Raw genomic sequence first — 18963 nt, 5'->3', positions numbered from 1 at the left:
CGAAGGGGAGGTGCACCGTGCCATCGCTCGACGACCTGACCGGCGCTGCGGTGCAACGCACCGGACTCGACGATTTCGGTGACGACTCCTTCCGCGAGGGCCTGGGAATCCTCGTGCGCGCCCTGGGCGACGAATCGCGACTGAACCCCCGCGGCGAAGCGTTCGTCTACGACCGCATCGGACTGCACCTGTGCCAGCGGTTACAGGTCGAGGACTGGTATCGCCGTCATCCCGAGATCGACGACGAGCAGATCGAGGCGCCGTTGTTCGGACTCGGCCTGCCCCGCACCGGGTCGACGGCGCTGTCGTTCCTGCTGGCCCGCGATCCACACATCCGCTACCTACGCAGTTGGGAGTCCACCCGGCCGTGCCCGCCCCCCTCGACGGTGCAGGGTGACGACCCGAGAATTCCGCTTGAGGCACGGCCCGTTGTCGTCGGCAGCAGGCAACACGTGCCCAACGATGTTGCGGGGCCGATGGAATGCCTCGATCTGATGGCGCTCGACTTCAAATCGCAGATGTTCCAGGCGTTCGCGCAGATACCGTCGTACTCCGACTGGCTGCTGGACCGGGCCGACTTCACGTCCACCTACCACTACGAGCGTCGCGTGCTCAAGCTGTTGCAGTGGGGTGAGCCAACACGACCGTGGCGGTTGAAGTCACCGGCCCACGTGATCTCCCTCGGCTTCCTCGACCGGGTGTTCCCGGACGCCCGATTCGTGATGACCCACCGCGACCCGGCCGACGTGATGCTCTCGGTCGCCGATGTGTACGCCGACATCGTCTCCGGATTCAGCGACGACGTCGACCGCCGGTATCTGGGCGAGCTCAACGTCAAACAGTGGTCGACGGGCATCGACCGCGTGCTGAAGTTCCGCGCCGGCGGAGCCGATCATCGTTTCTTCGACATCGACTTTCGGGCCATGCAGGGCGACCCGATCGGCGAGGTGCGCCGACTGTACGCCTGGCTCGGGGCGCCCGTTACCACTGAGTTCGAGGACGGCATGCGCGCGTGGTGGGCCGAGAACGCCCACAACCACGATCCACACCCAAAAGCCGACCCGAAAGCATTCGGTATCGACGCCGACGCGATTCGGCCGCTGTTCGCCACCTACGTCGACGCCTACCTGGGAGGCTCGCATGGCAATTGACCTGACCGGCGGCATCGACGCCGAGCGTGAATACATGTTCGCGCAGCGACCGGACAACCCGGAGATGCGGGATTCGGTGAGTTTCTGGGTCGTCGACGACCGCGGCAGTGTGGGGTTGCCACGCATCGGTGTCGAAGCGGTCGCCGCGAACTGGGAGGCGCACGGCGTCCAGGTGAACGTCGCGTTCGCCGACGGGCGCGTGTACCGACTGCGTGACGAGGGCCCGAGCGTGTCGCCCATCGGCGCGGACGGCAAGCCGTCGGTGCTGGGCGCGGGCCCGCTCGCGTTCGCGTGCGTCAAACCGTTCGACGTGTGGACGATGACGTTCGACGGAAAGGCCGACGCGACGTCGTCGGCCGATCTGATCGCGGGCCGCAAGGACGGGCCGTCAGTCGACCTGCGATTCGAGGTCGAGGCGACCATGGCGGTGCCGCCGTGGGTGCAGGGCGCACTGCAGGCCGATGCGGATGCGCAGTTGAAGACGTCGATCGTCGGCGATCTCATGGGAGGACCCCGCTACGAGCAGCTATTCCGGGCGACGGGCTCGGTGCACGTGGCCGGCGAACAGCACGCGTTCGCGGGGAGCGGCCTCCGGATCCGTCGCCAGGGCGTACGCCGTCTTGAGGGGTTCTGGGGCCACTGCTGGCAGTCGGCGCTCTTTCCGGGAGGACGGGCTTTCGGCTACATCGCCTACCCACAGCGGCCCGACGGTGAGCCCGCGTTCAACGAGGGCTACCTGTACCTCGGTGATTCGGCTGGCGACGGTGAGCTGATCCCGGCGCGCGCCGTGCAGGCGCCGTGGCTGACGCGTCTGGAGCCCAAGGGCGAGGACGTCTCCGTCGTGCTGGAAACCGAGCGCGGCACCGTGCACATCGAGGGCGAGACCGTGGTGTCGACGCATGACATCACCGACCCCAGCGAGGTGCCCGCCGAAATGCTCGAGAAGATGGCGAATTGGACCTTTCCGGCGCTACAGCAGGCCGGGGTGCGCTATCGCTGGGACGGTGAAGAAACCATCGGAATGCTCGAACGCTCGAGTCCGATGGACAAGATCACTCGTTAGAGGGGCCCTGGAAGATGTAGTGCGGCACCAGCTCGTGGGCGCGCTGCAGGTTGGTCTGCATGCAGTCCGGTGGCGGGTTGGAGTAAATCGTCGAGAAGAAGATCGTCTGTTGGATCAAGCCGTAATCGGTGTCGAATCCGATGGCGCAGGTGATCCACCAGCGGTTGTTCCAGTCGGTCGGCTTCATGACCCACCACTGCGCGGCACGGTGGCCGTCGATGTCGAGTTGGATGGCATCCGCCGGAAGGGCCTCCTCGAACGTCTTCCACACGAAGGCCTCGACGGTCATCTGGTAGTTGCCCGCGTCGTACTTGCACCGCATCCCTTCCTCGGGGATCGGCGGCGTGAAGGTCAGACCGAGGGACCCCATCACGTCGAGCGGGAGGTCACGGCACGGGTTGAACGGATCCGGATCGGTGATGTCGATGACCGGATATTTGATGCTGGTTGTGACGTTGGTCATCGGAATGTCCGAGGCGCGCACCTGCATGGGTTCGCCGGGGTGGGACTGGCCGACCGCGATCACCGCTGCGACGAGCGCACACAGCGCTGCGAAAACGCGCAGCTTGGCGATCATTACACCCCCTGCTGTCGTGGCGGCGGGGCCGCCGGCCTCTGGTCGGATCCTGCCCGGGGAGTGTAGCGGCCCGAAGTCAGGGTCCGAAGCGGAAAAGAGAACATGTTCTAGTTGGGTTGCGAGAGCGCTCGTCGCCCGCACGTAGGCTGGAGGGCTGTGACACGCGACGGTAGGCAGCCCACCCTATGGGCGATCAGCGACCTTCACACCGGTCACACGGGCAACAAGCCCATCACCGAGTCGCTGCACCCGTCCACACCCGACGACTGGCTGATCGTGGCCGGAGATGTCGGTGAACGCACCGACGAGATCTATTGGGCCTTGGACTTGCTGCGGAAGCGCTTCGCCAAGGTGATCTGGGTGCCGGGCAATCACGAGTTGTGGACCACCAACCGCGACCCGATGCAGATCTTCGGTAAAGCCCGCTACGACTACCTGGTCGACGTGTGCGACCAGATGGGCGTCATCACCCCCGAGCACCCGTTCCCGGTGTGGACGGAAGAGGGCGGTCCGGCGACGATCGTGCCGATGTTCCTGCTCTACGACTACACGTTCCTTCCCGAGGGGGCAGCGACCAAGGCCGAGGGGCTTGCCATTGCCCGCGAGCGCAACATCGTCGGCACCGACGAGTACCTGTTGTCGGCCGAGCCCTACGCCACCCGCGACGCATGGTGTCGCGACCGGGTCGCCTCGACCCGCAAGCGGCTCGAGGACCTCGACTGGATGACTCCCAACATCCTGGTGAACCATTTCCCGTTGGTCCGCGAACCGTGCGATGCGATGTTCTATCCGGAGTTCGCGCTGTGGTGCGGCACCACGGCGACCGCCGATTGGCACACCCGCTACAACGCGCTGTGCTCGGTTTACGGCCACCTGCACATCCCGCGCACCACGTGGTACGACGGTGTTCGCCACGAGGAAGTGTCGGTCGGCTATCCGCGGGAGTGGCGGCGCCGCAAGCCATATCGCTGGCTGCGGCAGATACTTCCCGACCCGAAGTACGCGCCCGGTTATCTCAACGAATTCGGCGGGCACTTCGAGATCACGCAGGAGATGCGCGAGCACGCCCAGAAGATGCAGCAGCGCATCCAGGCCAGGTACTGATGACGGTCATGGCGACTCTGCTCTCCGGCGTGCTGCCCGAGCACGGCGATGCGCTGGCCGCGGCGGAGATGTACACGGACCCACCGGAACTCGCCCCGCTGCCTGAAGAAGAGCCGCTGATCGCGAAGTCGGTGGCCAAGCGGCGCAACGAGTTCGTCACCGTGCGTTACTGCGCACGGGAAGCGCTTGGCGAGCTCGGTATCGCGCCCGTACCGATTCTCAAGGGGGAGAAGGGCGAACCGTGCTGGCCCAACGGCGTCGTCGGCAGCCTCACGCATTGTGAGGGCTTCCGAGGCGCGGCCGTGGCGCGGCACGACGCGATCCGCTCCGTCGGTATCGACGCCGAGCCGCACGACGTCCTCCCCAAAGGCGTGCTCGACGCCATCAGCCTGCCGGGGGAGCGCGCTGAGTTACAGGCACTGCCATACGGACTGCATTGGGACCGAATCCTGTTCTGTGCCAAGGAAGCCACCTACAAAGCGTGGTTCCCTGTCACGAACCGCTGGCTGGGATTCGAGGACGCACACATCACGTTCGACGTCGACGCCACCGGCACGGCGGGCGGATTCGAATCACGGATCCTCATCGACCCGTCGGCACCGTCGGGGCCACCGTTGCAGACGCTGGCGGGCCGGTGGTCGGTACGTGACGGTCTCGCGCTCACGGCGATCGTGCTATGACCGAAGCTGGTCTTGTCATCGTGGACAAGCCGGCGGGGATGACCAGCCACGACGTGGTGGGCCGCTGCCGGCGGATCTTCGGCACCCGAAAGGTTGGTCACGCGGGCACTCTCGACCCGATGGCCACGGGGGTGCTGGTGGTCGGCATCGAACGGGCCACCAAGATCCTCGGCATGCTGACGGCGACCGACAAGGCGTATGCCGCGACGATCCGGCTGGGTCAGACGACATCGACCGAAGATGCCGAAGGCGAAGTGCTGCAGACGGTTTCGGCCACTGGAGTTGGTGAGGCGCAGATCGAGACAGCGGTGGCTGCGTTGCGCGGTGAGATCGATCAGATTCCGTCGGCAGTGAGCGCCATCAAGGTCGCTGGACAGCGGGCCTACAAGCTGGCCCGCGAGGGACAAACCGTCGAGCTCGCCCCGCGCAGGGTGCGTATCGCGCGGTTCGACGTGCTATCCGTCCGGCACGAGGGCGATCTCGTCGACATGGACGTCGAAGTGGACTGCTCCAGCGGAACCTACATCCGCGCGCTGGCGCGCGATGTCGGTGCCGCGCTCGGCGTCGGTGGACACCTGACCGCTCTGCGCCGGACCAGGGTCGGCACGTTCGAGCTGGATCAGGCCGCCGGTTTGGAGGACCTCGCCGAACGGCCGCGCCTGTCGTACACGCTCGACGAGGCGTGCCTGCTGGCGTTCCCGCGTCGCGACCTGTCGGCTGAGGAAACCGAGGACACCCGCCATGGCCGGCCGTTGAAAGTCGCTGGTGTTGAGGGCGTTTACGCGGCGACCTCGCCCGACGGACAGGTCATCGCGTTGCTGAGAGACGACGCGGTCCGCACCAAGTCGGTGGTCGTGTTGCGACCGGCCACCCTCTAGCGGTCGCGGGCACGCCGACTGATGGCGCCGATCTAGCCGACCACCCAAATAGCTTCTGCCGCAGGGCTTCCCAACTCCACGGTCGTACCCTTTTCGTGTTCACCCGCATCGGCGGACTTGACCGCCACCGAGATCATGCCCGCAAAGTCGCGGCGGGCCAGCACCAGCAGCCGCGAGTCCAGGCTGATGCCGACACTGTCGAAATACCGCAGCATCTCCGGGTCGGAGTCCGAAATCCGGGCGACGGTCCCGGTGTCACCGTCGCGGCAGACCGACAGCTGGCGGGCGTCCGGGGTGGGGACCCGGCCGTCGGAGGCGGGAATCGGATCGCCGTGCGGGTCGCGCGTCGGATAGCCGAGCTTGGCGTCGATGCGCTCGAGCATCCGCTCGGACACCGCGTGTTCGAGCACCTCGGCCTCGTCGTGCACCTCGTCCCAGCTGTATCCGAGTTCGCGGACAAGGAAGGTCTCCATGAGCCGGTGCCTGCGGACCATCGCGAGAGCGGCCGCGCGGCCGGCGTCGGTCAGTGTCACGGCGCCGTACTTCTCGTGATCGACCAGGCCCTGGTCGGCCAGCTTGCGCACCGACTCCGACGCCGTACTGGCGGATACGCCGAGCCGCTCGGCCAACATCTTGGTGCTGACCTTCTCGTGCGACCACTCCTGGGCAGTCCAGATCACCTTCAGGTAATCCTGGGCGACCATCGTCAAGTCGCGCGGATCACCGTTCACGCTTACGAAGTTTAGGCAGTTGTCACCTGATCTGGCGATCTAGCGCGGCCGTGGCGACGCGTGCGCCGTAGGCTTGCGCTGTGCAGCGCTGGCGGGGACAGGACGAGATCCCGACGGACTGGGGCCGATGTGTCGTCACCATCGGCGTGTTCGACGGTGTTCATCGAGGCCATCAGGAGCTGATCAACCACGCGGTGAAGGCGGGCCGGTCCCGCGGCGTGCCGACGGTGTTGATGACCTTCGACCCACATCCCATGGAAGTCGTTTTCCCCGGCAGTCATCCCGCCCAGCTCACGACACTCACCAGGCGCGCCGAGTTGGTCGAGGACATGGGCATCGACGTATTCCTGGTTATGCCGTTCACCTCGGATTTCATGAAGCTCACACCCGAGCGCTATGTCCACGAACTGCTGGTCGAGCGGCTGCACGTCGTCGAGGTCGTGGTCGGGGAGAACTTCACGTTCGGCAAGAAGGCGGCCGGCAACGTCGACCTGCTGCGCAAAGCGGGTGACCGGTTCGGCTTCGCGGTCGAGAGCATGTCCCTGGTATCTGAGGCCGCAGCCACCAACAGCGAGGAAACCGTCACGTTCTCGTCGACCTACATCCGGTCCTGCGTCGACGCAGGTGACATGGTCGCCGCTACCGAGGCTCTGGGACGTCCGCACCGCGTCGAGGGTGTCGTGGTCCGCGGTGACGGACGCGGCAGGGTCCTGGGCTTTCCGACGGCCAATGTGGCGCCGCCGATGTACTCGGCCATTCCCGCCGACGGCGTCTACGCGGCATGGTTCACGGTGCTCGGCCACGGCCCCATCGCGGGCGCCGTCGTCCCGGGTGAGCGCTACCAGGCAGCCGTCTCGGTCGGCACCAACCCCACATTCTCGGGGCGCACCCGCACCGTGGAGGCGTTCGTCCTCGACACGTCCGCCGATCTGTACGGCCAGCACGTGGCGGTCGATTTCGTCGCGCGCATCCGCGGGCAGGAGAAATTCGCCAAGGTCGAGGAGCTGGTCACCGCGATGGGTGCCGACACCGAACGGGCGCGCACCATCCTGGCGGCGCATTAGCCTGCGATTTCGCAGCTCAGCGACGTGCTCGATTTCGCGGCTCGGCCACCGGCGCGGTAGACTCCTGGCCGACCGAGCGTGTGCTGCAGTTCGCGGTGGCTGCGCTTATTTGGGGGCCCAGGCCTCATGTTCGCGGACTGAAATAGATGGAGTTGTTTCGTGGCGCTCACTGTCGAACAGAAAAAGACCATTCTGGGCGAGTACGGCCTGCATGACACCGACACCGGCTCGCCGGAGGCTCAGGTCGCGCTGCTGACCAAGCGCATCGCTGACCTGACCGAGCATCTGAAGATGCACAAGCACGACCACCACTCGCGACGTGGTCTGCTGCTGCTGGTCGGCCGTCGCCGCCGCCTGCTCAAGTACGTCGCGCAGGTCGACGTGGCGCGCTATCGCTCGTTGATCGAGCGCCTTGGGCTGCGTCGCTGACGCGACGCGGGTGCGGAACCTGCCCGCGATCGTCGTAGCGGCGATCGTCGTTTTGGGTGGTTTGACGGGGTGTTCTTCCTCATCCGCGACGGATCTCGCGGTAGGGGACTGCCTGAAGACGGGTGGCACCCCGGAGCGGCCGGAAGTGACCAGGGTCGAGTGCGGAACCTCGGAGTCCAACTTCAAGGTGGCCGCTACGGCCGAAGACAGCGATCATTGCCCGGCGGACGTCGACTCTTACTACTCGATGAAGGGCACGTTCTCCGATACCAGCACCACGATCTGCATGGATATCGACTGGGTGGTCGGCGACTGCATGAGCATCGATCCGAACAACGACAAGGATCCGCTGCGGGTCGACTGCGACGATTCCTCGGTGCCCAACCGGCAACGCGCCACCGAGGTGCTGGAGAACGTCGCCAACGTCGACCAGTGCGCAAGCGGCGTCGGCTATCCCTACGACGAGCGCAACTTCACCGTATGCGTGGAGGATGTGGCCTGAGGGTCCGGCGGATTTCGGGCCGTACCTGCTGCAATGTAGGATGGCTGAGTTCGACAGCCGGTTTCGGCTCGAATGTTCGGGTGCGGTGATCGCAGTTCCGCGAGCGCCGTTCCCGCGTGTCACATCGGATGTGCTGGATCAACGACATGCCCGATCGCACGGTCTTCGGTAGTGGTTGCCGGGTCCGATACCCGACAGCTTCGATCGATGGCCGTGGCCCAGTCGAGGCCGGTGATTCACCCTCTGTGGCAACGCGAAAACAGTTGAACAGTGAAGACTGTGAACCAGAGAGGCCATACGGACACCCATGTCTGTAGTTGAACTTGAAGACGGCGTGTACGAATCCACCGCCGTGATCGACAACGGGAGCTTCGGCTCCCGCACCATCCGTTTCGAGACCGGCCGGCTTGCCAAGCAGGCCGCCGGCTCTGTCGTCGCCTATCTCGACGACGAGACCATGTTGCTGTCGGCCACCACGGCCAGCAAGCAGCCCAAAGACCACTTCGACTTCTTCCCCTTGACCATCGACGTCGAGGAGCGGATGTATGCCGCGGGTCGCATCCCGGGTTCGTTCTTCCGCCGTGAGGGCCGGCCGTCGACGGACGCGATCCTTACCTGCCGCCTCATCGACCGGCCGCTGCGCCCGACCTTCGTTTCGGGTCTGCGCAACGAGATCCAGGTCGTCGTCACCGTGATGAGCCTGGATCCCAAGGATCTGTACGACGTGCTGGCGATCAACGCCGCGTCGGCGTCGACCCAGATCTCCGGTCTGCCGTTCGCCGGCCCGGTCGGTGGCGTGCGCGTCGCGCTGATCGACGGCCAGTGGGTCGCGTTCCCGACCATCGAGCAGCTCGAGGGAGCCGTGTTCGACATGGTGGTCGCCGGCCGTAAAACCGCCGATGACGTCGCGATCATGATGGTCGAGGCCGAGGCGACCGACAAGGTCATCGAGCTCGTCGCCGGTGGCGCGGGTGCCCCGACCGAGGCGGTCGTCGCCGAGGGTCTCGAAGCCGCCAAGCCGTTCATCGCTGCGCTGTGCACCGCGCAGGAGGCGCTCGCCGAGAAGGCCGCCAAGCCGACGGCCGACTACCCGGTGTTCCCCGACTACCAGGACGACGTGTTCGAGAGCGTCTCGGCGGTGGCCACTGACGAGCTGTCGAAGGCGCTGACCATCGCGGGTAAGGAAGAGCGCGACGATCGCACCAACGAGATCAAGGTCGAGGTGCTCGACCGGTTGGCCGACCAGTACGCCGGCCGCGAGAAGGAGATCGGCGCAGCATTCCGATCGCTCACCAAAAAGCTTGTGCGCCAGCGCATCCTGACAGACCACTTCCGCATCGACGGCCGCGGCATCACCGATATCCGGGCTCTGAGCGCCGAGGTGGCCGTCGTGCCGCGGGCGCATGGCAGCGCGCTGTTCGAGCGCGGCGAGACCCAGATCATGGGTGTCACGACGCTGGACATGGTCAAGATGGCTCAGCAGATCGACTCGCTGGGCCCCGAGACCAGCAAGCGGTACATGCATCACTACAACTTCCCGCCGTATTCGACCGGTGAGACCGGTCGCGTCGGTTCGCCCAAGCGTCGCGAGATCGGCCACGGCGCCCTTGCGGAGCGGGCCCTGATGCCCGTGCTGCCCAGCGTCGAGGAGTTCCCGTACGCGATCCGCCAGGTGTCGGAGGCACTGGGCTCCAACGGCTCGACGTCGATGGGTTCGGTATGTGCGTCGACCCTGTCGCTGCTGAACGCCGGTGTGCCGCTGAAGGCCCCGGTCGCCGGTATCGCGATGGGTCTCGTATCCGACGACGTCGCAGTTGACGGCGGCGGGATCGAGCGACGGTTCGTCACCCTCACCGACATCCTCGGCGCCGAGGATGCGTTCGGCGACATGGACTTCAAGTGCGCCGGTACCAAGGAGTTCGTCACCGCGCTGCAGCTGGACACCAAGCTCGACGGCATCCCGTCGCAGGTGCTGGCCGGCGCGCTGGCGCAGGCCAAGGACGCGCGCCTGACGATTCTTGAGGTGATGGCCGAGGCCATCGACGAGCCCGACGAGATGAGCCCGTATGCACCGCGGATCACCACGATCAAGGTGCCGGTCGACAAGATCGGCGAGGTCATCGGGCCCAAGGGCAAGATGATCAACTCGATCACCGAGGAGACCGGTGCGTCGATCTCGATCGAGGACGACGGCACCGTGTTCGTCGGCGCCTCCAACGGCGAAGCGGCACAGGCTGCCATCGACAAGATCAACGCGATCGCCAACCCGCAGCTGCCCAAGATTGGTGAGAGGTTCCTCGGAACGGTGGTGAAGACGACCGATTTCGGTGCGTTCGTATCGCTGCTTCCGGGCCGGGACGGCTTGGTGCACATCTCCAAGCTGGGCCGCGGCAAGCGGATCGCCAAGGTCGAGGACGTGGTGAAGGTCGGCGACAAGCTGCGCGTCGAGATCGCCGACATCGACAACCGTGGAAAGATCTCGCTGGTCCTCGTCGCCGAAGACGAAGCAGCTGAAGCATCCCCTGATGCCGCGCCAGCAGATGCCGCAGCAGCCACGAGCTAGGGCTTTGCGTCGCGGCGCAGACAACAAGGAATCATCTACTCGAGACCTTTCCAAGGTGCGGCGCACCGTATTACCCGGTGGCCTGCGCGTGGTCACCGAGTACGTCCCGTCGGTGCATTCGGCATCGGTGGGGGTGTGGGTCGACGTCGGGTCCCGTGACGAGGGACCCAGCGTGGCCGGTGCGGCGCACTTCCTGGAGCACCTGCTGTTCAAGTCGACGCCGACGCGATCCGCGGTCGATATCGCGCAGGCGGTGGACGCTGTCGGGGGCGAGCTGAACGCGTTCACCGCCCGTGAGCACACGTGCTACTACGCGCATGTGCTCGACACCGACCTCGAATTGGCCGTCGACCTGGTGGCCGACGTGGTGCTGCGGGGGCGTTGTGCCGCAGACGATGTCGAGATCGAGCGTGCCGTCGTGCTCGAGGAGATCGCGATGCGCGACGACGATCCCGAGGACACCCTCGGCGACGTCTTCCTGTCGGCGATGTTCGGCGCGCATCCTGTCGGGCGGCCGGTGATCGGCAGCGCGGAGTCCATCGCGTCCATGACCAGGACGCAACTGCATTCGTTCCACATGCGCCGCTATACGCCGGAGCGGATGGTGATGGCGGTCGCGGGAAATGTGGACCACCACGAGGTCGTGTCGCTGGTGCGTGAACACTTCGGTCCTCGCCTGGTGCGCGGCCACAAGCCGGTGGCCCCGCGCAAGGGCACCGGTCGCGTCACGGGCCGGCCGACGTTGGAGATCGTCAACAAAGACGCCGAGCAGACCCACCTGTCGCTGGGCGTCCGGACACCGGGCAGGCACTGGGAGCATCGGTGGGCATTGTCGGTGCTCAACACCGCTTTGGGTGGTGGCCTGAGTTCACGTCTATTCCAACAGATTCGGGAAACCCGTGGGCTTGCGTACTCGGTCTATTCGACGGTGGACACGTTTGCTGACAGCGGTGCGCTGTCGATCTATGCCGCGTGCCTTCCCGAGCGCTTCGCAGAAGTCGTCCGGGTGACCGTCGATGTGCTCGAGGACGTGGCCCGTGACGGCATCACCGAGACCGAGTACCGGATCGCGAAGGGCTCGATGCGTGGCGGACTGGTGCTCGGACTGGAGGATTCGGGTTCCCGAATGAACAGGATCGGCCGAAGCGAGCTGAACTATGGCGCGCATCGCACGATCGCCGACACCCTATCCAGGATCGAAGCAGTGACGCTAGACGAGGTGAACACCGTCGCGCGCAAACTGCTGACCCGGCAATACGGTGGCGCAGTTCTCGGTCCGCAAACTTCGAAAAGGATGCTGCCACAGCCGCTTCGGGCCATCACACGCTGATCGCCTAGGCTGGGGTCGATGACTCGACTGAGGCGCTCCGGCGCCGACATCCAGCAACTGTCTAGACGAAACGTTCTGCTCGGTGGGTTGACGCTCGCCGCAGTGGCCGCATCCGCGCCACGTAACGCGACGGCACAGCCGCCGTCGTCCATCGAGGCATCCCTGCAGGGTCTAGAGCAACGCCACAACGCCGCTATCGGGCTGTTCGCTTCAAACCTGTTGTCAAACAAGACCGTTGCACACCGCGCACAGGATCAATTTGCCCTGTGTTCGGTGTTCAAAGGGTATGCCTCAGCGCGCGTATTGCAGATGGCTCAGCACGGCGAGCTCTCGCTCGACGACAGGATGTTCGTCGACCCGGCTCAGATCCTGCCGAATTCACCCGTCACCGGACCGCGCGCAGGCAGCGAGATGACGCTCGCCGAGCTGTGCCAGGCCACGCTGCAGCAGAGTGACAACGCCGCGGCGAACCTGCTGCTCAGCAGGATTGGCGGGCCGCCTGCGATCACCGCGTTCGCGCGCAGCATCGGGGACCGACAGACGCGTCTGGACCGCTGGGAGACAGAGCTGAACTCTGCGACGCCGGGGGATCCGCGGGACACCAGCACACCAGAGGCGCTCGGTTGGGGTTATCGCGCGATGCTCGAGGGAGACGTCCTCGCGCCACCTCAACGCCGCCTGCTCGAGGACTGGATGCGTGCCAATCAGACGTCGAGCATGCGGGCGGGTTTGCCGCCGGACTGGACCAGTGCCGACAAGACCGGCAGCGGGGACTACGGCACCACCAACGACGTCGGTATCGCGTACGGGCCAGACGGCCAACGCGTCCTGCTCGCGATCATGACGCGGTCGCAAGCCGATGATCCCCACACGGCGAACATGCGCCCGCTCATCGGGGAGACCACGGCGCTGGTGCTGCCGACGCTGCTCGCCTAGACGCCGCTGACCAGGACACCCGGTCCCCCCCGGGTAGTCCGGGTGTGCCTGGACAGACGACTGCTTGCGGGGTGTGTGGAGCACCTGAAGCTGGACCAACGGTATCGAAGCCGCCCGCGGAAGGAATCGGGTGAAGCCCTACGATGCAGCCCTCAGGGACCCCTATATCGCAGCAAAGTCGGCTTGGCACACTGTGGGCATGGATCCGGCCGCGTTGTGTCCCTGCGGTTCGGAACTGCTGTTCGGACGCTGTTGCCTACCGCTGCACCTGGGCGAACGCCAGGCCGAAACGGCCGAACAATTGATGCGGTCACGCTATAGCGCCTTTACCGTCGACAACCTCGGCTATGTCTGGCAGACGTGGCACCCGAGGACACGCCCCTCGGAGCTGACGCCGGAGCCCGCACTGACGTGGACCGGGCTGGAGATCGTGGACACCGTCGCCGGCCGCGCCGGCGATGATTCGGGCGAGGTCGAATTCCGTGCGCACTACCGACAGAACAGACGAAGCGGGACGCTACATGAGCGGTCCCGCTTCGCCGTTCGGGCCCGTCGGTGGTTTTACCTGGACGGGGAGTTGTTCAGGTGATCAGGCCAGCAGTGCGGCCGGATCGGTGAAGGGCAGATCCAGATCAGTGGCGACCTGCTGGGAGAGCAGCGAGCCCTGGTGCGTCGACAGTCCTTTGGCCAGCGCCGGATCGGCTTCGCATGCGGCCTGCCAACCCTTGTCGGCCAGCTTCAGCACGTAGGGCATCGTGGCGTTGGTCAGCGCGTAGGTCGACGTGCGCGGAACCGCGCCCGGCATGTTGGCCACGCAGTAGAACACGGTGTCGTGGACCGCGAAGGTCGGATCGTCGTGCGTGGTGGGCCGCGAATCTTCGAAGCACCCGCCCTGATCGATCGCGATATCGACGAGCACCGCACCGGACCTCATGTGCGCCACAGTCGAATTCGTCACCAGCTTGGGCGCCTTGGCGCCGGGGACGAGCACCGCGCCGATGACCAGATCGGCCTCCTTGACCGCATCCTCCAGATCGAGTGTGGACGAGTAACGGGTCTCGATGGCGCCGCCGTACTCGGCGTCGATCTTGCGCAGGATGTTGATGTTGAGGTCGAACACGGTGACGTGCGCGCCCATGCCCCAGGCGACGGCGGCGGCGTTGTCGCCGGCCATGCCACCGCCGATGACAACAACCTTTGCCGGCGCGACGCCGGGGACGCCGCCCATCAGCACGCCGCGACCACCTCGGGTTCGCATCAGGTGATATGCGCCGACCTGGGCGGCCAGTCGTCCCGCGACCTCGCTCATCGGGGCCAGCAGCGGCAGGGACCCGTCGGTCAGCTGGACGGTTTCATAGGCGATGGACGTGGTGCCCGAGGCGAGCAGCGCGTCGGTGCACGGCTTGGAGGCGGCGAGGTGCAGGTAGGTGAACAGGGTCTGGCCCTCGCGCAGGCGCGAGTACTCGGCCTCGATCGGCTCTTTGACCTTGAGCAGCAGCTCGGCCTCGGCCCACACCTCGTCGACGCTGGGGATCATCTGCGCGCCAACGCGCTTGAAGTCGGCATCAGAGATCGCCGAGCCCTCGCCCGCGCCGGCCTGAATGAGCACCTCATGGCCCCGCCGCACCAGCTCGGCGACACCGGCCGGGGTGATGGCAACCCGGAATTCGTTGTTCTTGATCTCGGTCGGGATACCGACTCGCATGATCGCTCCTATAGTTGATTTGCTTCCTAAAGTTTGAATAACATTCGATCGAATGGCAATAACGCTGGTGATTCTTCGTTAGAGTGCCGAGATGAGTGAAGAAACATCGATCAGACCGGCGCGTCCACCGCGCTCTCCGAAGGATGTTCAGGCCGTCGACCTCGACGCCGTCGACCGGCGGATGCTGCTCACGCTCCATGGGGATGCGCGCATTTCCAACAGCGCCCTTGCCGACGTCGTCGGCGTCGCCCCGTCGACCTGTCACGCGCGGCTACGCCGGCTGCAGGACCTCGGCGTGATCCGCGGCTTCTACACCGATATCGATCCCGCGGCCATCGGTCTGACCCTGCAGGCGATGATCTCGGTGAGCCTGCAATCCAACGCCCGCGGCAAGATTCACAGTTTCATCGACCAGATCAGACGCAAGCCCCAGGTGATGGACGTCTACTTCCTGGCAGGTGCTGAGGACTTCATCCTGCACGTCGCGGCGCGTGACACCGACGACCTGCGGTCGTTCGTGGTGGAAAACCTCAACGCCGACACCGACGTGGCAGGAACGCAGACGTCGTTGATCTTCGAGCACCTGCGCGGCGCCTCCCCGCTCTGAGCGACCAACTAGGGTTGGCCCATGCGAGTGGCGGTGCTGGGGGCAAAGGGCAAAGTCGGCGCGACGATGGTGCAGGCAGTCGAAGAGGCTGCGGACCTGACGTTCACCGCGGGGGTCGATGCTGGTGATCCGCTGAGTGAACTGGTCGACTCGCGCACGGACGTCGTCATCGACTTCACGCATCCCGACGTCGTGATGGACAACCTGAAATTCGTGATCGACAACGGAATCCACGCGGTTGTCGGTACGACCGGCTTCACCGACGAGCGCATCAGCCAGGTCCAGCAGTGGCTGTCCGGCAAGCCGGATGTCGCGGTGCTCATCGCGCCGAACTTCGCGATCGGCGCGGTGCTGTCGATGCACTTCGCACAGCAGGCCGCCAAGTTCTTCGAGTCCGTCGAAGTCATCGAACTGCACCATCCGCACAAGGCCGACGCGCCGTCGGGCACGGCCGCCCGCACCGCCCGGCTGATCGCCGAGGCGCGCAAAGACCTTCCGCCCAATCCCGACGCGACGAGCACGGGCCTCGAGGGTGCCCGCGGTGCCGACGTCGACGGAATTCCCGTGCACTCGGTTCGGTTGGCGGGCCTCGTTGCGCACCAGGAAGTGCTGTTCGGCACGCAGGGTGAGACGTTGACAATCCGGCACGACAGCATCGACCGCACGTCTTTCGTACCCGGCGTGCTACTCGCGGTGCGCAAGGTCACCGAACGTCCCGGCCTCACCGTGGGTATTGAGCCGCTGCTCGACCTCTGATGAGTGAGAAATCGCGAGCGCTGCGCATCCAGCTGCTGATCGGTTTCATGTGCGTAGCGCTTATCGTCTATTTCTTTCTGCTCGGCCGGATCGCGTTGGCGTTCCTCACCTCTGGTGAACCCGCCGCAATCGGGCTCGGTGCCGCGCTGATGATCATGCCGCTGATCGGCATCTGGGTTCTGGTCAGCACGCTGCGGGCCGGGCTCGCACACCAGCGGCTGGGCCGGATCGTCAAGGACGAGGGCATGGAACTCGACGTGAGCTCACTGCCGCGGATGGCCTCGGGACGGATCGAGCGCGAGGCCGCCGACGCGCTCTTCGCCACCGTGCGCGACGAGTTGGAGCAGGACCCGGACAACTGGCGGCGTTGGTATCGGCTGGCCCGCGCCTACGACTACGCCGGCGATCGCAGCCGCGCGCGCGAAGCAATGAAGAAGGCGGTGGAGATGGAGGAGCAACGTTGAGCAATCCATCGAATAGGACATTGCTGATCGTCCATCACACGCCATCCCCGCACTGCCAGGAGATGTTTGAGGCGGTCGTGGCCGGTGCGACCGCGCCCGAGATCGAGGGCGTCGAAGTCGTGCGGCGACCGGCGCTCACGGTATCTCCGGTCGAGATGCTGGAGGCCGACGGCTACTTGCTGGGCACCCCGGCCAACCTCGGGTACCTCAGCGGTGCCATGAAGCACGCGTTCGACAGCGCGTACTACCAGCTCCTCGACTCGACGCGCGGGCGTCCGTTCGGTGTCTACCTCCATGGCAACGAGGGCACCGAGGGAGCCGAGCGGGGTCTCGCGGCCATCACGACCGGGCTCGGCTGGGTGCAGGCTGCGGAATACGTGGTGGTGATGGGCAAGCCGACGAAGGCCGACGTCGAAGCGTGCTGGAACCTCGGTGCCACGGTCGCCGCTCAGTTGATGGAATGAGCGGCTCATGGTTCATCAGGCTTGTGAGCGGCCGTGATTCGGGCGCATGAACAGGGCTATCCGCCCGAGCCGAACATTCCAGGCCAAGGGTTTTCCGAGCGCGTAGGAAGCTTCTCACGTATGTCTGTGACTGCCCGCCGGTATTGTTCCTCGGCCGATTCACGGTGGCGGGGCCGTGCACGCCACGCGAGCGCGATCACGATAGTGGTCGACATAGAGATCGCCAGCGCGAAGATCCAGAGCACCTCCGTGTCGATCATCTGTCAAATGATGGCACGGCTACGGTCGTCGCGGACGTTTGAGCGCACGTCAACAGCGGCGCGCTCCTCCACGTCAACGAGGGCACCGAGGGTGCCCAAAACGGAGTCACCGCGATCACTACCGGCCTGGGCTGGACGAAGGCCGCCGAATACGTTGTCGTCCCGGTCCTTCAACACCAATCACTCGATTGCCACGGCCAGAGCGCAGGATCACTGGCACTGTTCACGTTGACGCGAGGTTGTCCGCCGGTGGCCAACCCGTTCATGCGGCGGATTCGGAGAAAGTTGTGAACCACGGACCTGGACGTCTCCTCGGCAAGTCGGCGGTGATCACCGGGGCGGCGATGGGCATCGGGCGGGCGACCGCCGAGGTCTTTGGTCGCGAGGGCGCACGTCTGATCATGACTGATATTCAACGCGAACCGCTGCTTGGGCTAGCCGATGAATTGCGGCGTAGCGGTGTCGAAGTCGAGACGGTCGTCGGCGACGTCTCCGTCGAGGAGGACGCGCGTCGGATGATCGCGGCCGCAATCGATCGCTTTGGGCGTCTGGACGTGCTCGTCGCCAACGCCGGCATCATCCCGCTCGGCGACGCGACAGAGGTGACGGCCGCCGCGTGGGACGAAGTCATGGCGATCGATGGGCGCGGCATGTTCCTCACCTGCAAATTCGCGATCGAAGCGATGGCGTCGAACGGTGGAGGTGCCATTGTGTGCCTCTCCTCGATCTCGGGACTGGCCGGCCAGAAACGTCAGGCGGCCTACGGACCGGCCAAGTTCGTCGCTACCGGCCTGACCAAGCACCTGGCGGTCGAGTGGGCTGACCGCGGTATCAGGGTGAACGCCGTTGCGCCGGGGACGATTCGAACCGAGCGGGTCAACCGGCTTCCGGAAGAACCGGGCGGCGCGGAGTACCTCGATGACATCCAGCGCATGCACCCCATGGGCCGACTAGGTGAACCGGCGGAGGTCGCCAACGCCATCGCCTTTCTGGCCTCCGACGAAGCTTCGTTCGTCACCGGCGCGGTGTTGCCCGTCGACGGTGGATTTCTGGCGCAATAGCGGCGGGCTGGGCGAAGACCGCCGAATACGTTGTCGTGTAAGCAAGCCGAGCAAGACCCCTTGGGCCACTACGAACCGGAGGCACAGCCGTGGCGACGACTCGTGGGATATCGCGGTTTTTCAACGCCGTCAGCAACATCCTGCGCAAGCCGTCGATGCGACCCGTCACCCGATTATTCAGCGCCATGCACGCCCTGGCGTATCGCGCTTCCGCCGGCAGGGCCCAGAACGCGAAGTATCCGACCATGCTGTTGACCGTGACCGGGCGGAAGTCTGGTAAGCCACGGACCGTCCCGGTGATCTACATAAAGGACGGCGACAAATTCGTGATCGCCGCGGCCTATTCGGGCAGTGACACCGACCCCGCATGGTGGCTCAACTTGGGGGCCAACCCGCGGGCCGAGGTGCAGGTCATGGACTCAACCATGCAAGTCGAAGCGACTGAGGCGAGTTCGGACGCACGGCCGGAGCTCTGGCGTCGACTGGTTGAGATGTACCCGTATTTCGCAGACTACGAAGAACGGACGACGCGGGAGATACCGGTCATCATCCTGACCCCGGTCGCGTCTTGAAACAGTACGGTGGCCGCCGGGGCGAACTACTATTGCCCCTCGACACGGACCTGCCGCTGGCGAAAG

The 18963-nt window shown here is 65.5% G+C and carries 22 protein-coding genes and 1 pseudogene; 19 read left to right on the top strand and 4 right to left on the bottom strand.

Translation table 11 applies throughout. The features are described from left to right. Positions 1 to 17: 17 nt before the first annotated feature. Positions 18 to 1151: a sulfotransferase family protein gene (locus G6N36_RS07940; RefSeq protein WP_163686029.1), complete on the top strand. Its 1134-nt coding sequence runs from the start codon at positions 18 to 20 to the stop codon at positions 1149 to 1151. Further along, complete coding sequence (locus G6N36_RS07935; protein WP_163686028.1) at positions 1141 to 2214, top strand: DUF7064 domain-containing protein; 1074 nt, start codon at positions 1141 to 1143, stop codon at positions 2212 to 2214. The genes G6N36_RS07940 and G6N36_RS07935 overlap by 11 nt, the downstream gene beginning before the upstream one ends. Here the strand turns inward: G6N36_RS07935 and G6N36_RS07930 are convergent. Next, a complete protein-coding gene (locus G6N36_RS07930; RefSeq protein WP_163686027.1) occupies positions 2204 to 2791 on the bottom strand; it encodes a DUF3558 domain-containing protein in 588 nt (195 codons plus the stop codon). The two genes, G6N36_RS07935 and G6N36_RS07930, sit on opposite strands and share 11 nt — an antisense overlap. Before the next feature lie 156 nt (positions 2792 to 2947). Here G6N36_RS07930 and G6N36_RS07925 point away from each other — a divergent pair, with 156 nt between their 5' ends. Genes G6N36_RS07925 through truB form a run of 3 tightly spaced genes read left to right on the top strand, consistent with a single transcriptional unit; the run spans position 2948 to position 5453 of the window. After that, positions 2948 to 3895 (top strand): ACP phosphodiesterase PptH, encoded by a 948-nt coding sequence (locus G6N36_RS07925; RefSeq protein WP_083127555.1) that lies wholly within the window; start codon positions 2948 to 2950, stop codon positions 3893 to 3895. Beyond that, on the top strand, positions 3895 to 4575 hold the full coding sequence (pptT, locus tag G6N36_RS07920) for a 4'-phosphopantetheinyl transferase PptT (protein WP_163686026.1): 681 nt from the start codon (positions 3895 to 3897) through the stop codon (positions 4573 to 4575). Before G6N36_RS07925 ends, pptT begins: the two co-directional genes overlap by 1 nt. Then, positions 4572 to 5453, top strand: a complete 882-nt coding sequence (gene truB, locus G6N36_RS07915) for a tRNA pseudouridine(55) synthase TruB (RefSeq protein ID WP_163686025.1) — start codon at positions 4572 to 4574, stop codon at positions 5451 to 5453. Before pptT ends, truB begins: the two co-directional genes overlap by 4 nt. A gap of 32 nt (positions 5454 to 5485) precedes the next feature. Here the strand turns inward: truB and mntR are convergent, their stop codons facing one another. Next, the gene (gene mntR, locus G6N36_RS07910) at positions 5486 to 6157 is read right to left on the bottom strand and encodes a manganese-binding transcriptional regulator MntR (protein WP_163690538.1); all 672 of its coding nucleotides are present in this window, start codon (positions 6155 to 6157) and stop codon (positions 5486 to 5488) included. A gap of 107 nt (positions 6158 to 6264) precedes the next feature. On the opposite strand from mntR, the gene G6N36_RS07905 reads away from it, so the two are divergent. The 7 genes from G6N36_RS07905 to G6N36_RS07875 all read left to right on the top strand — a co-directional run bounded on the left by G6N36_RS07905 (position 6265) and on the right by G6N36_RS07875 (position 13597). Next, the gene (locus G6N36_RS07905) at positions 6265 to 7248 is read left to right on the top strand and encodes a bifunctional riboflavin kinase/FAD synthetase (protein ID WP_083127558.1); all 984 of its coding nucleotides are present in this window, start codon (positions 6265 to 6267) and stop codon (positions 7246 to 7248) included. 159 nt (positions 7249 to 7407) lie between these two features. Further along, positions 7408 to 7677, top strand: a complete 270-nt coding sequence (gene rpsO / locus G6N36_RS07900) for a 30S ribosomal protein S15 (RefSeq protein WP_083127559.1) — start codon at positions 7408 to 7410, stop codon at positions 7675 to 7677. A gap of 10 nt (positions 7678 to 7687) precedes the next feature. After that, positions 7688 to 8179: an LppU family putative lipoprotein gene (gene lppU / locus G6N36_RS07895; RefSeq protein ID WP_163686024.1), complete on the top strand. Its 492-nt coding sequence runs from the start codon at positions 7688 to 7690 to the stop codon at positions 8177 to 8179. A gap of 307 nt (positions 8180 to 8486) precedes the next feature. After that, positions 8487 to 10742: a polyribonucleotide nucleotidyltransferase gene (locus G6N36_RS07890; RefSeq protein ID WP_163686023.1), complete on the top strand. Its 2256-nt coding sequence runs from the start codon at positions 8487 to 8489 to the stop codon at positions 10740 to 10742. Beyond that, positions 10705 to 12072 carry a M16 family metallopeptidase gene (locus tag G6N36_RS07885; RefSeq protein WP_163686022.1) on the top strand — a complete coding sequence of 456 codons (1368 nt, stop codon included), beginning with the start codon at positions 10705 to 10707 and terminating at the stop codon, positions 12070 to 12072. Before G6N36_RS07890 ends, G6N36_RS07885 begins: the two co-directional genes overlap by 38 nt. A gap of 18 nt (positions 12073 to 12090) precedes the next feature. Next, a complete protein-coding gene (gene bla, locus G6N36_RS07880; RefSeq protein WP_276067094.1) occupies positions 12091 to 13008 on the top strand; it encodes a class A beta-lactamase in 918 nt (305 codons plus the stop codon). A gap of 199 nt (positions 13009 to 13207) precedes the next feature. Beyond that, complete coding sequence (locus tag G6N36_RS07875) at positions 13208 to 13597, top strand: YchJ family protein (RefSeq protein WP_163686021.1); 390 nt, start codon at positions 13208 to 13210, stop codon at positions 13595 to 13597. Here G6N36_RS07875 and ald read toward each other — a convergent pair whose 3' ends face one another. Continuing rightward, the gene (ald, locus tag G6N36_RS07870; protein WP_163686020.1) at positions 13598 to 14713 is read right to left on the bottom strand and encodes an alanine dehydrogenase; all 1116 of its coding nucleotides are present in this window, start codon (positions 14711 to 14713) and stop codon (positions 13598 to 13600) included. A 91-nt stretch (positions 14714 to 14804) separates the two neighbouring features. Here ald and G6N36_RS07865 point away from each other — a divergent pair, with 91 nt between their 5' ends. The 4 genes from G6N36_RS07865 to G6N36_RS07850 all read left to right on the top strand — a co-directional run bounded on the left by G6N36_RS07865 (position 14805) and on the right by G6N36_RS07850 (position 17004). Then, a complete protein-coding gene (locus G6N36_RS07865; protein ID WP_163686019.1) occupies positions 14805 to 15320 on the top strand; it encodes an HTH-type transcriptional regulator AldR in 516 nt (171 codons plus the stop codon). Between the two features lie 21 nt (positions 15321 to 15341). After that, positions 15342 to 16076, top strand: coding sequence for a 4-hydroxy-tetrahydrodipicolinate reductase (dapB, locus tag G6N36_RS07860; protein ID WP_163686018.1), 735 nt, complete (start codon positions 15342 to 15344; stop codon positions 16074 to 16076). After that, complete coding sequence (locus G6N36_RS07855; RefSeq protein WP_163686017.1) at positions 16076 to 16540, top strand: tetratricopeptide repeat protein; 465 nt, start codon at positions 16076 to 16078, stop codon at positions 16538 to 16540. The genes dapB and G6N36_RS07855 overlap by 1 nt, the downstream gene beginning before the upstream one ends. A 62-nt stretch (positions 16541 to 16602) precedes the next feature. Continuing rightward, positions 16603 to 17004: a flavodoxin family protein gene (locus G6N36_RS07850; protein WP_163690536.1), complete on the top strand. Its 402-nt coding sequence runs from the start codon at positions 16603 to 16605 to the stop codon at positions 17002 to 17004. Positions 17005 to 17060: 56 nt separating this feature from the next. On the opposite strand, the gene G6N36_RS07845 is transcribed toward G6N36_RS07850, so the two are convergent. Then, positions 17061 to 17264 carry a hypothetical protein gene (locus tag G6N36_RS07845; protein ID WP_163686016.1) on the bottom strand — a complete coding sequence of 68 codons (204 nt, stop codon included), beginning with the start codon at positions 17262 to 17264 and terminating at the stop codon, positions 17061 to 17063. A gap of 57 nt (positions 17265 to 17321) precedes the next feature. On the opposite strand from G6N36_RS07845, the pseudogene G6N36_RS29750 reads away from it, so the two are divergent. From G6N36_RS29750 to G6N36_RS07830, 3 genes and pseudogenes are all read left to right on the top strand, one after another. Next, positions 17322 to 17426 (top strand): annotated as a pseudogene (locus G6N36_RS29750) (flavodoxin family protein); the annotation flags it as partial. A gap of 125 nt (positions 17427 to 17551) precedes the next feature. Then, positions 17552 to 18325 (top strand): SDR family NAD(P)-dependent oxidoreductase, encoded by a 774-nt coding sequence (locus tag G6N36_RS07835; protein ID WP_163686015.1) that lies wholly within the window; start codon positions 17552 to 17554, stop codon positions 18323 to 18325. A gap of 89 nt (positions 18326 to 18414) precedes the next feature. Further along, complete coding sequence (locus tag G6N36_RS07830) at positions 18415 to 18897, top strand: nitroreductase/quinone reductase family protein (RefSeq protein ID WP_163686014.1); 483 nt, start codon at positions 18415 to 18417, stop codon at positions 18895 to 18897. The last annotated feature ends 66 nt before the right edge of the window (positions 18898 to 18963 follow it).

Origin of the sequence: Mycolicibacterium gadium, from assembly GCF_010728925.1 — a bacterium.
Taxonomy (GTDB): Bacteria; Actinomycetota; Actinomycetes; order Mycobacteriales; family Mycobacteriaceae; genus Mycobacterium; species Mycobacterium gadium.
This window is presented reverse-complemented; position numbering and strand designations above follow the sequence as displayed.

Coding starts and splice junctions, on each gene's coding strand:
- G6N36_RS07935 (WP_163686028.1), top strand. CDS start 1,141: ATGGCAATTGACCTGACCGGCGGCATCGACGCCGAGCGTGAATACATG.
- G6N36_RS07930 (WP_163686027.1), bottom strand. CDS start 2,791: ATGATCGCCAAGCTGCGCGTTTTCGCAGCGCTGTGTGCGCTCGTCGCA.
- pptT (WP_163686026.1), top strand. CDS start 3,895: ATGACGGTCATGGCGACTCTGCTCTCCGGCGTGCTGCCCGAGCACGGC.
- truB (WP_163686025.1), top strand. CDS start 4,572: ATGACCGAAGCTGGTCTTGTCATCGTGGACAAGCCGGCGGGGATGACC.
- mntR (WP_163690538.1), bottom strand. CDS start 6,157: ATGGTCGCCCAGGATTACCTGAAGGTGATCTGGACTGCCCAGGAGTGG.
- G6N36_RS07890 (WP_163686023.1), top strand. CDS start 8,487: ATGTCTGTAGTTGAACTTGAAGACGGCGTGTACGAATCCACCGCCGTG.
- G6N36_RS07885 (WP_163686022.1), top strand. CDS start 10,705: ATGCCGCGCCAGCAGATGCCGCAGCAGCCACGAGCTAGGGCTTTGCGT.
- bla (WP_276067094.1), top strand. CDS start 12,091: ATGACTCGACTGAGGCGCTCCGGCGCCGACATCCAGCAACTGTCTAGA.
- G6N36_RS07875 (WP_163686021.1), top strand. CDS start 13,208: ATGGATCCGGCCGCGTTGTGTCCCTGCGGTTCGGAACTGCTGTTCGGA.
- ald (WP_163686020.1), bottom strand. CDS start 14,713: ATGCGAGTCGGTATCCCGACCGAGATCAAGAACAACGAATTCCGGGTT.
- G6N36_RS07865 (WP_163686019.1), top strand. CDS start 14,805: ATGAGTGAAGAAACATCGATCAGACCGGCGCGTCCACCGCGCTCTCCG.
- dapB (WP_163686018.1), top strand. CDS start 15,342: ATGCGAGTGGCGGTGCTGGGGGCAAAGGGCAAAGTCGGCGCGACGATG.
- G6N36_RS07855 (WP_163686017.1), top strand. CDS start 16,076: ATGAGTGAGAAATCGCGAGCGCTGCGCATCCAGCTGCTGATCGGTTTC.
- G6N36_RS07850 (WP_163690536.1), top strand. CDS start 16,603: ATGTTTGAGGCGGTCGTGGCCGGTGCGACCGCGCCCGAGATCGAGGGC.
- G6N36_RS07845 (WP_163686016.1), bottom strand. CDS start 17,264: ATGATCGACACGGAGGTGCTCTGGATCTTCGCGCTGGCGATCTCTATG.